11 protein-coding genes are annotated in these 14,350 nt (G+C 51.8%); 7 read left to right on the forward strand and 4 right to left on the reverse strand.

Annotated elements, in window-relative coordinates; translation table 11 throughout:
- Positions 1-60: 60 nt before the first annotated feature.
- From infB to dut, 7 genes are all read left to right on the forward strand, one after another.
- Complete coding sequence (infB, locus tag BDT_RS07775) at positions 61-2,988, forward strand: translation initiation factor IF-2 (RefSeq protein ID WP_015090695.1); 2,928 nt, start codon at positions 61-63, stop codon at positions 2,986-2,988.
- The gene (gene rbfA / locus BDT_RS07780) at positions 2,988-3,392 is read left to right on the forward strand and encodes a 30S ribosome-binding factor RbfA (RefSeq protein ID WP_015090696.1); all 405 of its coding nucleotides are present in this window, start codon (positions 2,988-2,990) and stop codon (positions 3,390-3,392) included. Before infB ends, rbfA begins: the two co-directional genes overlap by 1 nt.
- Positions 3,325-4,308, forward strand: a complete 984-nt coding sequence (truB, locus tag BDT_RS07785; RefSeq protein WP_235046306.1) for a tRNA pseudouridine(55) synthase TruB — start codon at positions 3,325-3,327, stop codon at positions 4,306-4,308. Before rbfA ends, truB begins: the two co-directional genes overlap by 68 nt.
- 151 nt (positions 4,309-4,459) lie before the next feature.
- A complete protein-coding gene (gene rpsO / locus BDT_RS07790; protein ID WP_015090698.1) occupies positions 4,460-4,729 on the forward strand; it encodes a 30S ribosomal protein S15 in 270 nt (89 codons plus the stop codon).
- A 100-nt stretch (positions 4,730-4,829) separates the two neighbouring features.
- The gene (pnp, locus tag BDT_RS07795; RefSeq protein WP_015090699.1) at positions 4,830-6,923 is read left to right on the forward strand and encodes a polyribonucleotide nucleotidyltransferase; all 2,094 of its coding nucleotides are present in this window, start codon (positions 4,830-4,832) and stop codon (positions 6,921-6,923) included.
- A 3-nt stretch (positions 6,924-6,926) separates the two neighbouring features.
- Complete coding sequence (locus BDT_RS07800; RefSeq protein ID WP_011164034.1) at positions 6,927-8,195, forward strand: M16 family metallopeptidase; 1,269 nt, start codon at positions 6,927-6,929, stop codon at positions 8,193-8,195.
- An 18-nt stretch (positions 8,196-8,213) separates the two neighbouring features.
- Entirely contained in the window at positions 8,214-8,663 is a 450-nt protein-coding gene (gene dut / locus BDT_RS07805; protein ID WP_015090700.1) for a dUTP diphosphatase, read from the forward strand.
- Between the two features lie 279 nt (positions 8,664-8,942).
- On the opposite strand, the gene BDT_RS07810 is transcribed toward dut, so the two are convergent.
- From BDT_RS07810 to BDT_RS07825, 4 genes are read right to left on the reverse strand one after another with little or no spacing between them, the layout of a single operon-like run.
- Positions 8,943-9,521: a Yip1 family protein gene (locus BDT_RS07810; RefSeq protein ID WP_015090701.1), complete on the reverse strand. Its 579-nt coding sequence runs from the start codon at positions 9,519-9,521 to the stop codon at positions 8,943-8,945.
- A gap of 42 nt (positions 9,522-9,563) precedes the next feature.
- Positions 9,564-10,226, reverse strand: coding sequence for a hypothetical protein (locus BDT_RS07815; protein WP_148278764.1), 663 nt, complete (start codon positions 10,224-10,226; stop codon positions 9,564-9,566).
- 40 nt (positions 10,227-10,266) lie between these two features.
- The gene (locus tag BDT_RS07820; protein ID WP_015090703.1) at positions 10,267-12,603 is read right to left on the reverse strand and encodes a translocation/assembly module TamB domain-containing protein; all 2,337 of its coding nucleotides are present in this window, start codon (positions 12,601-12,603) and stop codon (positions 10,267-10,269) included.
- Positions 12,603-14,324 (reverse strand): BamA/TamA family outer membrane protein, encoded by a 1,722-nt coding sequence (locus BDT_RS07825; RefSeq protein WP_015090704.1) that lies wholly within the window; start codon positions 14,322-14,324, stop codon positions 12,603-12,605. The genes BDT_RS07820 and BDT_RS07825 overlap by 1 nt, the downstream gene beginning before the upstream one ends.
- Positions 14,325-14,350 lie beyond the last annotated feature (26 nt).

Raw genomic sequence — 14,350 nt, forward strand, 5'->3', positions numbered from 1 at the left:
CAGAGTTCAGGGTGAGGCAGGCTGCCCCGGAAAGTTCCGGGGTCTAAGCAGGGAGACTGAGTGAGTAATCCAAAGGTTTTTGAATTTGCAAAAGAGATCGGGATGACCCCGCTGGCGCTCATGGACAAGATCCGCGAGTGGCATTTGCCGGTGAAGAGCCACATGGCAGAGCTGGATCCCGATGTTCTGGAGCAGATTAAAATTAAACTCAGCGGCGGCGAAAAAGCCGGCGACGAGGCGAAACCAAAAAAGACAGCGGCTCGCAAAGCGGCGCCGAAAAAGGCGGCTGCGGCAGCAGCTCCGGCTCCTGAGGCTGATGCTTCTGCGGCGGCAAAAACTCCTGTGATTCGTCGTAAAAAAGACGAAGTGCCTGCTGAGGCTCCAAAAGCCAAAGTTGTGGCGAAGCCTGAAGGCGAAGTTGAAGAGGCGGCAGCGGCTCCTAAAACCACACGTGTCGTGGTGAAAAAGCCGGCTGTAAAAGCGGAAGCTGATGAAGTTGAAGAAACTCCGGAAGTGGAAGCAGCCCCTGTTGAAGAAAAAGCTCCTGTTAAAGCAGCTGTGAAAGAGGAAGCAGCGCCGGCTCCGGTTGAAAAACCAGAACCAGTGGTTGCCAAAGAAGCTCCTGTCGCTCCGGCGGCACCAGCTCCTGAAGCTCCGGCTCCTCAGGCACGCAAGAAGGAAGTTGTTGTGGGCACGAGTGGTGTATCCAGCTCGGCAACACCGGCTTCCGCTCCTAAAAGAAATATCATCGGACGCATGGATCTTTCCCGCGTTCAATCCCAGGCTCCGCAGCGCCCTCAAGGCGAACGCCCTGCAGGTGGATTCACTCCACGTGCTGGTGGCGAACAGCGTGGTGCCAGTGCGAGCTTCACCGGTCAGCGTCCGGGCGGCTTCAACCGTCCTGCGGGTGGCGCGCCAACGCGCAATATCCGTACTGGTTTCGTGGCAGCCAACCAGCCGCCTGAACCAATCGCGGACGCAGGTGCAGACCGTGGCGGTCGTGACTTCGACAAGCGCAAACGCACCTTCGGTCCTCCAGCTCCGGCTGCAGGCCCAGCGGCGGCCGGTCGTGGTGCGGGTGAAAAAGAAGAAGTTGTTGTCAGCTTCAATGCAGTTGAGTTCCGTAAACGTGAAATGGTCTTCCAGCCGAAAAAGAAAAAAGGCCTGTTGGATCGTGACGCCATGAAAACTCAGATCACGACTCCTTCCGCGCACAAACGTGTGGTGAAGGTGAATAACACTATGAAATTGAGCGACCTTGCCATGGAAATGGGTCTGAAGGCTCCTCAATTGGTTCGTGAGCTGATGAAACAGGGTGTGATGGCCAACATGAACATGGATCTGGATTTCGACACGATCGCGTTGATCGTTCCAGAGTTCGGTTGGGAAGCACAAAACGTATTTAAAACGGCGGACGAAGTTGCTGAACAAACAGCATTTGGTGATCTGGAAGCAGCTCCAGTGATCCGTCCTCCGGTAGTGACTGTTATGGGTCACGTCGATCACGGTAAAACATCCCTTTTGGATGCGATTCGCAATGCGGACGTGGCTAAAGGGGAGGCCGGCGGTATCACGCAGCACATTGGTGCATACAGCGTGAAAATCGAGGACGGCAGCCTGATCACATTCCTGGATACTCCGGGCCACGAAGCCTTCACGGCAATGCGTGCTCGTGGTGCCAATGCCACTGACATCGCGATCATCGTGGTGGCGGCGGATGACGGTATGATGCCTCAGACTCAAGAGGCGATTAACCACGCTAAAGCAGCGGGCGTACCTATCATCGTGGCTGTGAATAAAATTGATAAACCAGGCGCCAACCCAGAGCGTATCAAGCAACAGTTGACTGAGCTTGAAATCGTTCCTGAGGAGTGGGGTGGATCCACGATCTTCTGCGAAGTTTCTGCATTGAAGAAAACGGGTATCACTGAATTGCTGGAGCAGATCAAATTGGTTGCGGAAGTGGCCGAATTGAAAGCAAATCCAAAACGTTCCGGTACCGGTCTGGTCATCGAAGCGAAAATGGAAAAAGGCAAAGGCCCTGTGGCTACTTTGCTGGTTAAAGACGGTACGGTTGAAGTGGGTCAGTACATCGTTGCTGGCGTCATGAAGGGCCGTGTTCGTTCATTGACCAATGACCGTGGTGAGCGCGTTCAGTCTGCGGGTCCTGGTATCCCTGTTGAGGTGCTGGGTCTTGAGGCGGTTCCGGCTGCCGGTGACAAGTTCGACATCGTGAAAGACGAAGTCACGGCGACCAAGGTTTCTGAATTGAGAAAAGAGCAGGCTGAAAAAGCAGCAGCGACTCCGGCGGCTAAATTGTCTCTGGATGAGGTGTTTGCGAAAGTTAAAGCCGGTGACGTGAAAGAGCTTGCGATCGTGTTGAAAGCCGATGTGCATGGTTCTTTGGAAGCGATCAACGGAATGCTTGCGAAACTTTCCACTCCGGAAGTTAAAGCTCGTGTCATCCACTCTGCAGTGGGTGGTATCAACGAGGGTGATATCGTTCTTGCCAACACGGCAAAAGGTATCGTTCTGGGCTTCAACGTACGTCCGGACCTGGGCGCACAGGCGAAAGCAAAACAGATGGGAGTGGATGTTCGTACGTATTCTATCGTGTACGAACTGATCGACCAGATGAAAGCCGCCATGGGCGGTCTGTTGTCTCCGGATATCATCGAAGAAGTTCTGGGTCGTGCAGAAGTGCGTAACGTGTTCACTGTTCCTAAAGTTGGTACGATTGCAGGTTGCTTCGTTATCGATGGTAAAGTTCAGCGTAACGCGAGCATCCGTTTGCTGCGTGAAAATAAAATTGTATACGAAGGCAAAATTGCCTCCCTTAAACGCTTCAAAGACGACGCCAAAGAAGTGGCTTCCGGCTATGAGTGCGGTATCGGTATCGAGAACTACAACGACGTTAAAGTTGGCGACCAGATGGAAGCCTTCGTTAAAAAAGAAGTGGCTCGCGAGCTAGAGGGCGGAGCTAACTAATGAAGAATATGGGTGATGGGCGCCGTGTTGCCCGCGTCGAGCGTGAAATTCAAGCGACCATTGCTCAGTTTCTGATTCGTGGTTTTAAAACGCCGTTGCCAGGCCTGGTGACGGTGGCCTCTGTGAAAATGCCGGCGGATCTTCGCGCGGCAAAAGTTTATGTCAGTGTTCTTGGAGATGAAAAACAGCAGGATGAAGCGCTGGATCTTCTTCAGGATCGTGCCTTTGAAATTCAGAACTATATCGGTAAAGAGCTGAAAATGCGCTATTGCCCGAAACTGACTTTCTATCTGGATCACGCCACCGAGCAGGTGTTGAAGGTTGAAAAAATCCTTCATGAACTGGAGCTTGAGCGCAAAGCCAACAATCCTGGCGAAGGTTCCGACGAATCCGATGACGAATAAAAATCAATTCAATGGTCTGCTGCTGGTGGATAAACCTTCAGGGATCTCCAGCCATGACGTTGTGGCGCGTTTGCGCCGTATTCTTTCCACGCGTGGAGTCGGGCATTCCGGCACTCTGGATCCGATGGCGTCAGGCTTGATGGCCTGCCTGGTGAACGAGGGCACAAAGCTCAGCCAATACATCCTGGAAGGTGACAAGGGCTACCGCCTGCGTGCGCAGTTCGGGATTCGCACTGACACTCTGGATACAACGGGTGAAACCCTGGAAACTCTTCCCACCGGTCATTTGACCCGCGAACTGATTTTGTCCGAGGCCCTTAAGCTTCAGGGCGAAATGGAAGTCGAAGTGCCTATTTACTCGGCAATCAAGGTGCAAGGTAAAAAACTTTACGAATACGCCCGGGGCGAACAGGAAGTGGCCATTCCCAAGAAGGTCATGAAGTTCTGGGATGTCGAGCCGGTGGAAATCGGCGCTGATTGGGCTGAATTTGATATCAAATGCAGCAAGGGCAGCTATATCCGCACCTGGATCGACCTGCTGGGTAAGGCCTTGGGTTGTGGGGCAGCGATGAGCGGCCTGCGCCGGACATGGTCCTCACCCTATAAAATTGACCAGGCTCAGACCCTGGAGCAGATCGAAGCTTCGGTCAAAGGCGGCTCTTTAGGCCCTGCTTTTGTTCCCATGGAGCTGGCTTTGCCTCAGGTGAAACGTATTCGAATCAAAGGTCAGGACAAGGTCCTTCTGGGCAATGGCCAGATCAGCCATGACCTGAGATCCCAGCTTATTTCAGCCTTCAACCCCGATGTGGACCAGTATATACAGGTTCTGGCCCAAGAGGGGGGCGAGCTTTTGGCCGTTGTTGGTCTGGAGCCGGGCCGGGGGTTCGTTCTACGCAGGGTATTTAAATACTCTTGACCCGTATGGGGCTTGGGTTTAAACCATAACTTCACAAAAAATCTCTCTGGAGCGACAGCCATGACGCCCGAGGGGGATGTGATAACTAAAACCATTCCGGGGCAACCTGGAAACACTTCGGGGCGACCCGAAAAAATTTAAGGAGACGCTAATGGCAGTCACTAAAGATCAAACATCTCAGATCGTAAAAAAATTCAAAACTTCTGACCTGGACACTGGTTCCTCTGAAGTTCAAGTCGCTCTTTTGACAGCGAAAATCAACGATTTGACAACTCACTTTGCGAAACACAAAAAAGACCACCACGGCCGTCGCGGTTTGGTGACTATGGTTAACAAAAGAAGAAAACTTTTGGATTACCTGCATCGCAAAGATGTTAAAAAATACCAAGACCTTATCAAGGCTTTGGATATCCGTAAGTAATCAAAAGATACTAAATGCAATGAAGGGGCGCAGAGCCCCTTCGTCGTTTCAAGCCACAGCAGCAGAGCATAAGGCTCTGTGATAACTTCAAGGAGATTTAATGAAAACGACTGTCACAACATCGGTGGGCGGAAAACAGATTACCATCGAAACAGGCCGTTTGGCGAAACAAGCGGATGGCGCCGCTTTGGTAAGCTCCGGTAACAACATGGTTCTTGTTACTGCAACTTCCTCAAAAAAAGCCTCTGAACTTGATTTCTTCCCTTTGACTGTTGAATACATCGAGAAGTTCTATGCAACAGGCAAAATCCCAGGTGGTTACTTCAAACGTGAAGCGAAACCAACAAACGATGCGGTTCTGATCGCTCGTCTTATCGATCGTCCGATTCGTCCGTCTTTCCCTGAAGGCTACCGTCACGAAACACAAATCGTGGCAACTGTGTTGTCTGCGGACGGCGCATTCCCATTGGAAATCCTGGCAAGTGTGGGTGCTTCTGCAGCTTTGCATTGCTCTGACATTCCGTTCAACGGCCCGACAGCAGCTGTGCAGATCGCACGCGTTGACGGTCAGTTCGTTGCCAACCCAACTCCACAGCAGATGGAAAAATCTGACATGGACATGATCGTTGCGGGTACTCGCAATGGTTTGTTGATGGTTGAAGGTGAAACGAAATTCATCTCTGAAGCAGACGCTTTGGCAGCATTGAAATTCGGTCACCAGTCTTTGATTCCTCTATTGAACGCACAGGATGAGTTGCGTGAAAAAGCCGGTTCTGTGGCGAAACGCGCTTTCACTGCTCCATCCATCGATGCAGACTTCAAAGGTAAAGCTGAAGGCCTGTTGAGATCCAAAATTGCAGCGGCTCTTTCCATCAAGGAAAAGCAAGACCGTTATGCAGCTGCCAACGAAGCGGCGGCAGAAGCTGAAAAAGCTTTGCTTTCAGACATCGTTGACAAAGATCTTTTGAAACTTCGTAAAAAAGAACTGAATGCCATCGTTGAAGATCTTAAATACCAGGAAGCTCGTTCCATGATTCTGGATCGCGCTGTTCGTATCGACGGTCGTGACGTGAAAACTGTACGTCCTATCGCGAACGAAGTGGGTATCCTGCCTCGCGCTCACGGTTCCGGCTTGTTCACTCGTGGTGAAACTCAAGTTCTGGGCACTGTGACTTTGGGTACGGCTGATGACGAACAAATGGTTGATTCATTGTTGGGTCTTCAGAAACGCAAGTTCATGCTTCACTACAACTTCCCTCCATACTCTGTAGGTGAAGTGGGTCGTATGTCCGGTACCAGCCGTCGTGAGATCGGTCACGGTAACCTGGCTGAACGCGCGATCAAAGCGGTTCTTCCGGACTTCGAAAAGTTCCCTTACACAATCCGTATCGTGTCTGAAGTTTTGGAATCCAACGGTTCCTCTTCCATGGGTACAGTTTGTTCCGGTATCATGGCTTTGCTTGATGCGGGTGTTCCTTTGAAAGGCAACGTTGCCGGTGTGGCAATGGGTCTGATCAAAGAAGGCGACCGCATTGCAGTTCTTACTGACATCCTGGGCGACGAAGATCACCTGGGTGACATGGACTTCAAAGTGGCGGGTTCTCCTGCTGGTATCACTGCTTTGCAGATGGATATCAAAATTGACTCCGTATCCTTCGAGGTGATGGAACAGGCTTTGGCGCAAGCTAAAGAAGGCCGTGCTCACATCCTGAACGAAATGGAAAAAGTGATGAAGGTTCCTCGTGGTCAAATCTCTGAATTTGCACCTCGTATCGAAACCATCAAAATCAAGCCAGACAAGATCCGTGAAGTGATCGGCTCCGGTGGTAAAGTGATTCGTGGTATCACTGAAGCTACTGGCGTTAAGATCGAGATCCAGGACGACGGTACTATCAACATCGCGTCTGCTGATCCGGAAGCAACCAAGAAAGCAATTGCAATGATCAACGACATCATCGCTGAAGCTGAAGTGGGCAAGACCTACAAAGGCCGCATCGTGAAAATCGCTGAATTCGGTGCTTTCGTTGAAATCCTTCCGAACACACAAGGTCTTCTGCATATCTCTGAAATCTCCAACGAACGTGTACGCGCAGTTTCTGACGTACTAAAAGAGGGTGAAATCATTGATGTGAAAGTTCTTGAAGTTGACCGTTCTGGTCGCGTCAAACTTTCCCGCAAGGCTTTGCTTCAGTAATAGATGAATACAAAGTTCAAAAAATCTGAACTTTCTAACGGGATCCGGGTGGTGAGTGAACTCCATCCAGGGTCCCGTGCCGTTTCTATGGGTATTTGGGTTTTGACGGGCACAAGGGATGAAACTCCTGACGTGGCCGGAATTTCTCACTTGCTTGAGCATCTTGTGTTCAAGGGCACCAAAACCCGTTCGGCCTATCAAATTGCCAAATCTCTGGAAGCTCTGGGCGGCGAGCTGAATGCTTATACCACCCGCGAGTACACTTGTTATCATGCTCTGGTTCTGAAGGATCACTGGGAAAAAGCCCTGGACGTTCTGGCGGACCTGGTTTCGAACATGAAGCTGACCCAGAAGGAATTCGACCTTGAAAAAGGTGTGATCCTTCAGGAAATCGCCATGTCCGAAGACAGCCATGAAGACATGGTCTATGACGTGTTCTACGAACAGGTCTATGGCGCACATCCATTGGGTCGTCCTATTCTGGGCACGCCGGTATCGGTGGCGCGCATGAAACAGACTCAAGTGATGAACTATTATAAGAAAACCTACACCGGCAAAAACATCATCGTCAGCGCCTCCGGGTGCATTGACCATGATGACCTGATGGCCGGGATTCAAAAACGCCTGGGCGCAAAAAAGAAAAGCGAACTGAAAAACACCCGTCGTGTGCCACGCTGGTTGAACCGTCGTCACGTCGTTGAAAAACAGGCGGAGCAGGTTCATATGCTGTTGGGTCTTCCGACAGCCAGCTTCCAGGATAAACACCGCTTTGAGGCGGTGGTCACCAATACTTTGCTGGGCGGGGGGATGACCTCGAAGCTGTATCAAAGTGTGCGTGAAAAAAGAGGCTTGGTTTATTCCATTCACTCCAGTCTGAACACCAACATTGATTCCGGCATGCTGACAATTTATGCCGGCACCGAGGCGAAAAACGCGCGTAAGGTGGGAGATCTGATTTCGAAAGAATTCGCCAAGATCCGCAAAGCAGGTGTGACCAAGGCGGATGTTGAGATGTGCAAAACTCAAGTCATCGGCAGCATCCTGCTGGGTTCTGACGACATTGAAAACCGCATGACCTCACTGGCTGTGAACGAAATGGTCTTTGGCCGTTATCGCGCGGTAGAGTCCGTCATTGACGAAATCAAAGCAGTGACAGTGGATTCAGTGAATGAGTATATTCGCAACGTCCTTGATCTGGACAAAGCCGCCGGCGTTCTGCTGGGCCCTGAAGTGACCAAGCTTCAGGACTGGTGGCAAGATCTAAAACTGTAATTTCGGGAAGGACATCATATGCAAAAACTGGCTGTAAAAATCAAAAAACTTGAAAACTTCCATGGCGATCTGCCTCAGTATCAGTCTTTGGGCGCCAGTGGTTTTGATGTGCGTGCCCAGCTTGCAGGTCCGGTGATTTTGAATCCCGGAGAGCGTGCGATGATCCCAACCGGCCTGAGCTTCGAAATCCCACTGGGTTACGAAATCCAGGCTCGCCCCCGCAGCGGTTGGGCAGCAAAAAGCGGCCTGACTGTATTGAACACTCCGGGGACTATCGATGCCGACTATCGCGGCGAAGTAAAAATCATCGTGATCAACCTTGGCAACGAAGCCGTGACCATCAACGATCAAGAGCGTTGTGCACAGCTGGTGTTGGCACCAGTTTATCAGGCTCAGTTTGAGCTTGTGAACGAGTTGAGCGATACAGAACGCGGCGCCGGTGGGTTCGGTTCTACTGGTAGAGCATAAATCATTAATTAAGAAGTCAGAACCATCTGAACAAGTTGGAAAATCAAAAGAGCACCGAGAGGTGCTCTTTTTTTGTTTCAAGATAAGCCCGTTGTTAAAGGTAACCCGAGAAAGAGGGTCTGTCTTGGTTTCGGCAGACTGATGCCAGAAACGGAAGCGACCTCCGTGGGCGCCACGACGGCGCGCACCCGCGCGCAGCGCGGGCCACGGCAGAGCCCGGACTGCGTGTCGCGGAGTTGCAGGCAGCAGACTGACGGAGCCAAGACAGGCCCGTCGTATCTACCCCAGGCGTTCAAGACGGGAGATGTCGATGCGGTTCCAGAGCCAGATGATGAAGACGATGGCGAACAAGATTGTGACCAATCTTAGAGCGCGGCGCTTTTCCATCTGGAAGTTTTCAGTCAGGCCCACCGCCATCAGCAAAGCGGTGAAGGCAAAGCCCACCAAGGTGATCGGTGGCAGCAGTTCAGAACCCACTTGGAAAATAAAGAACGGGATATTTGCAAACAACACCAGCGTGAAGATCTTGCGCAGGGAACAGGTGCGTTTTTCAAAGACCTGGAAGTAATAGTAAATGAACAAAGAACCGATGAAAGTCGTCACTGCCGCCACGATCGGGGACACGATGATGCCACCCATGATGCGGAAGAAGTTTGGCGGGACGAGGCCGGTCAAAACTCCGGAGATGATCGCCAAAGCCACCAAAGTCATGATCAACAACGGCCAATTCCAGTCGGGAAGAGTTTTGATTTTTTCAACCGGGTGGCGAAGGTAGTTGATGATGTAGCGGACGACCTCTTTGGTCATTTCAAAAGAGGGCTGCTGCTTGTTCGGGGTGACGTCACGATAGTCGCTCATAGTATTATCTCACCACCACGCTTTAGGTCTGGCAAGGTGTATTTAGGACTGCCGAAGATCCATTTCCGCCAAAGTTTGGGCACGCTCCAACAGCAGACCCGAGTTTTCAAGAGCGGTGTCAGGCAAAGCTCCCAAAGAACTTAAACTGTTCAGATCCTTGCGACGGACCCATTGTTTGTGCAGACGATATCCGAGATGTAAAAACAGACTGCCTTTAGGGGTGTCCACCATTTCAATTTCGCCCACAGGCAAAGGAAAGGCGCGCAGATCCGCCGGGCCGGCTTCCAGATCGCTGTCACAAATCCGGGTGATACTGACAACCGACGGCGATTTTTTGCGCAAGATATCCTGAAGCTCCAGGAATGTCGGGGTGTCCACCACCAGATGAAACTTACGGTTTTGGGATTCCTGCTGATTAAGGAAATATTCAAACCTTTCCCGGCGCAGACGGGTTTTGCTCCAAGGAAGATGCAAGGTGAAAACCTCATAACCGTGTTCAGCAAGATAGGGAGTATAAAGGTTCCAGTAAGTGCTGAAGTAAAACATCGAGCGGGGCCCGGTCACAAACAGCATCGGAAAGCGGGTCAAAAGGCAATTGGGTTTCAGTTCAAAGGCCACGTCTTTACGACGGCGTGCCCGGTTGGTCATCAAAGCCAACCCCAGAAAGAAAACCGCCAAGGAAAGAGTAAATACAATAACGTCCACACTTGATTATAGAAATTCTTCCGCAGAAAAATCAAGGCTTCTAGAACCGGCGCATCCATTCCAGCAAAGTTTGAACCACATCAGAGCGGTCGTCTTCCTGACTTAGTTCTGTGCGAACGGACCAGTTGCCACCCAAACGGCGGCGCAAAGTGAACTGGCGCTGCTCGGTCATGTTCGACTGCATGCTGAAGGTGGTGTTGTCATCCAGACGCATGCGGGCGGTGTAGGACTGGCTGTTGGGGTCATAGCTGATGGACTGAATCGGAGTCGAAGACAGGAACAACAGCGAGAACAATCCCAGCGCGCCATCAGATACGGCCCGGCTCATGTTGGAAGTGGAGTTGACCTCGTCCTCGTTCAGCTCATCCAAGGACTTGTCGAAGAGCAGCACGGAAAGAATCTGCTGCTGATTCAGCTGCGGGTCGCTTTCCAGATTCACGATCGGGCGCTGGGTGTTTCCCAGCAACAATATACGGATGTTCACTTCTGGGTTGGAATACGAGATCTTGCCCGACAGTTCCGGGGCGACTGTGTCCGGGTGGAAGATCAAATCCACATTATTAACTGTGGCCTTTTTACGGAAGAATTCAAAAGGAAAGCTTTGCACCATGACCTTACCTTGGGGCTTGCGGTCACTTTGCACTTGCATATCCAAAGCAATCGGCACCGGGCTTTGCAGCAGGTTTGAAGAAATCAGCACGGGCTTTTCAGTTTTGACATTCACAGACCACTGCAATTCAAAGGGCAGTTTGGTGGTTGGTGCGGGGTTTTCTTCTTCAATAATATCCAGGTCCTTGCGCATGACGAAGCGTTTGTCCGGCAGAACTTGTGGCGGGACAGCCAAGCGCAAAGGAGGGGCTTGCAGGTGCACGTCTTGCAAAACGACATCGGCATGAACCTTCAAGCCCTGGGGTTTTAGAATCCTCCCCAGGGTTTCCAGATCTGCCGTGGCCTTTACAAACAGCTTTTGATTCTTGGAGCTTAAACGAGTCTGCGCAGTGGCATCCGCCGTCAGCGGTGATTCCAGATCTGATAGCTGCGCCTGCAAATCAAGCTCGACGTCGTCGGTCAGCACGTGCAAGGGGGCTGGCACTGCAAACGGTGTGGACTCGAAAAGATCTTTCCAAACCACAAAGTTCGGGATGCGCAAGTGAACTTCGGCCCCGGCTTTGGCGGCGGTGATTTCCAGCGGCTTTTGCAGTTTGATTTCGACTTCGCCATTCAACTTGGCTTGGGCCTGCAGGAACGTGTTGGCGCCGCTCAGTTCCGCCTGACCATCAATTCTTAATCGTTCGGCTGCACCCTTGCCTTGGGTGTGGGCGGCCAGCGTGGCGGTCAGAAGGGTATCAACATTTTTGATTCCCGCGCGGTTCTTGTCCGGAGTGACAATCAGTCCGCATTTCAGGCCCGCTTTGGCCGGATAACCTTTTTCAGAATCCAGAGTCGCGTTCACAGCGCAGTTCTGCAGGCGCAGCGAAGTTTTTCGCCAGATATTTTTTAGCTGAATATCGCCCAGGGTGACGTTCAGTTCTTTATCCGACCAGTGCAGGTTCACCGCGGGGTTCAGTTTGATCTTCCCATAACGGATCAATGGCTTTGCCTGGGCGCGAAGATCGCGGCCCCAGTTTGCGGATAGGGGTGTTTCGATGCTCATGGATGGCAGCGTGACCTGGGCTTTTCCGTTCACTGAAAGCTTTTGCAAATCCAAAAGAATATTGGACTGCATCTTGGCGGCAAAAGTGCCTTCTTGTTCTGCCTGGGCCGACAGATTGAAACTCAATTCTGTGGCCTGATCGCTAGGCAGACGGGTCAAATCTGCTTGTGCCCGCAGCGGGGCCCCTTCCGCGAAGTTCACCCGGACATTTCTAACTGACAGACGCAAAGACCCAATCAAATTAAAATCCAGCTGCTGCGGCATCAGCTCGGCGAACGCGGGCAGTTTCAAATTTGGCAGCACGGACTTGGGTTCTTCCGGAGCTTCTTCTTTAGCGGGCAGGTTCAGGGTCAGCTCGGACACGTCCATTGTGACTTCCCGCAGCTGTTCCAGGTGCGGTCGCCAGTTTGTAACCGCCATCGCCACGTCCACAGAAATTGCGGGTGCACAGGTATGTAACAGCGGAGTATAGGACACGCACAGATTTTTCGCCGACACCTGAATGCGTTTGTGAGTCCAGTCCGGACTTTCAAATTCAAACCGCAGCTGATCCCAGAAAATTTTCAGATTCTCAGGAGCATACTGCAAAGCCCAGCGCACGTTTTTTTCGTTGATGACCACTTCCGGTTTCATCCACACATAGGCCAAGGCACCCGTCAGCAGAACTAAAATCAGCAGAAGGGACAGAACAAAAATCTTCAGGGACTTCTTAAGCAACGCCATTAGAACTCCCTTCCGAAACTGAAGAAGAACTGATAGCCCGGATCAACATCGTTCGGAACAGGATCAATGACAAAGCCCCGGCCCAGAGTCGCACGCATGGATCCAATAGGGGAGCCCCAGCGCAGTCCCGCACCCGGAGAATAATAAAGTGCCGAGTTGAGCTTCATCGAAGACTCGCCACCTTTGGCGACGTCAAAAAAGATCAACGGCTGAAGATTGTAGGGCAGAACATCTCCGGCACGCAGTTCAAGGCCCTGATAGATGTAGGTCAGATAACCCTGTCCATCCTGAGGTAACTGCTTACGGGCAAACCCGCGCAAGTCAGCATCGCCTCCCATGAAGAAGCGCCAGTTGATCGGGATCTGACTGCTTTCAGTAAAACCGTCCGGCAGAATGAAAGCCCCGATGGAACCGCGCCAGCCCAAAATCAGAAACGGCGGATCCCAGCCCTGCAAATTCCAAAGCACCTGGTGGCGTAAAGTCAGACGATGCAAATCTTCATTGGCAACAGCGCCTTCGACTTGTGAGGCGGAATTAAACGTGACCGTCCAGCCCTTCTGGGGATCGGCCAGATAGTATTCATACATGTGGCTGGTCAGGCTGACTTCGGTGCCCAGATACAAAGAGTCAATGCGATAAGGACCCGGGCCCCGGATGACATCCGTGCGAGTCAGGTACGGACCCAACTGCAGGCTGCTGGTCGCCGTGGACCATTCCTTCCCGAACGAAACCCCCGTGCCCAGTTCGTAAGTCATGGCCTCATAGGTGCTTTCTGACTCGTGGCGAATTTTTGCTCCGCTGATCAAGTGAGTGCGCGAACTGAGATCATCCAGAAAATAGTGATAGTGGTTGAAGGTGATGTACTGCTCGATGAACGAGGCGTAAAGCGAAGTTTCCAATGAATCCGCTGCGGGTGTCAGGCGCGCTTGTTTGAACGTCGATTTGATCAAAGCACCGCCCTCAGAATCAAAGCCGACACCGAAGCTGAGCAGGCGGGGCTTGGCCGGAATCATACGGCGCACGATGGAATAGCTTCCGTCTTTCTGGCAGGCGATGTCGTAATAGGTGCTAAGAAACAAATCTTCATTCAGCACTCGGGTGGAGCTTAGTTCCAGCAGGCGAATGTCAAAAGGCTCGCCCGGAAGAAATGCGGAAAAGCGTTCAAGGATGGCTGGATCCAGATCCTCTTCACCCACAGTTGGATAGGTGCCAAAGACGGCCGGGCTTCCGGCATTTACATCCAGCAGGAAGGTTTCTTCGTCGATGATTCCGCGGGATTCAACCTGAGGGCACACATAACCGTGTTCCTGCAGACGGCGCAGAGCCCACTTGTTGATCTCATCCAAAGTGTTCGGGGTGAACGGGCGATTTAAAATGTACCGGCGTTTTTTCCAGTCCCAGACAGGCGGGGCGTGCAACACATTAAACTTTTGCACGTGGGACTTGGGCCCGGTCTGTACTAAAAGCAAATCCTTTTCGTAAGTGAATTGAGCCTGATGATAGGCACGGCTTTGCAAAAAGCTTTTCAGGAAAAAAATGCGCTGATTGTCGGGGATGCTTTTCCAGGCGTCATTCTTGGCGGTGCCGCACAGCCAGTCTTTTTCGGTGTCGGTGAACTTGATCTCTTCGCTGCCTTCAATGCGAATGCCACACAGGGATGTGGTGGCCGCCTTGGCAGAAACAGAGATCAAAAGTGTCAGCAACAGCAGGAAAAAGGGCATGCCTAGAGTTAACAGTTCTTAGGCAT

Origin of the sequence: Bdellovibrio bacteriovorus str. Tiberius, assembly GCF_000317895.1 — a bacterium.
Classification (GTDB): domain Bacteria; phylum Bdellovibrionota; class Bdellovibrionia; order Bdellovibrionales; family Bdellovibrionaceae; genus Bdellovibrio; species Bdellovibrio bacteriovorus_F.

Bases quoted from the DNA above. Each gene is read 5' to 3' on its own strand.
- rbfA (WP_015090696.1), top strand. From the start codon at position 2,988: ATGAAGAATATGGGTGATGGGCGCCGTGTTGCCCGCGTCGAGCGTGAA.
- truB (WP_235046306.1), top strand. From the start codon at position 3,325: ATGAACTGGAGCTTGAGCGCAAAGCCAACAATCCTGGCGAAGGTTCCG.
- rpsO (WP_015090698.1), top strand. From the start codon at position 4,460: ATGGCAGTCACTAAAGATCAAACATCTCAGATCGTAAAAAAATTCAAA.
- pnp (WP_015090699.1), top strand. From the start codon at position 4,830: ATGAAAACGACTGTCACAACATCGGTGGGCGGAAAACAGATTACCATC.
- BDT_RS07800 (WP_011164034.1), top strand. From the start codon at position 6,927: ATGAATACAAAGTTCAAAAAATCTGAACTTTCTAACGGGATCCGGGTG.
- dut (WP_015090700.1), top strand. From the start codon at position 8,214: ATGCAAAAACTGGCTGTAAAAATCAAAAAACTTGAAAACTTCCATGGC.
- BDT_RS07810 (WP_015090701.1), bottom strand. From the start codon at position 9,521: ATGAGCGACTATCGTGACGTCACCCCGAACAAGCAGCAGCCCTCTTTT.
- BDT_RS07820 (WP_015090703.1), bottom strand. From the start codon at position 12,603: ATGGCGTTGCTTAAGAAGTCCCTGAAGATTTTTGTTCTGTCCCTTCTG.
- BDT_RS07825 (WP_015090704.1), bottom strand. From the start codon at position 14,324: ATGCCCTTTTTCCTGCTGTTGCTGACACTTTTGATCTCTGTTTCTGCC.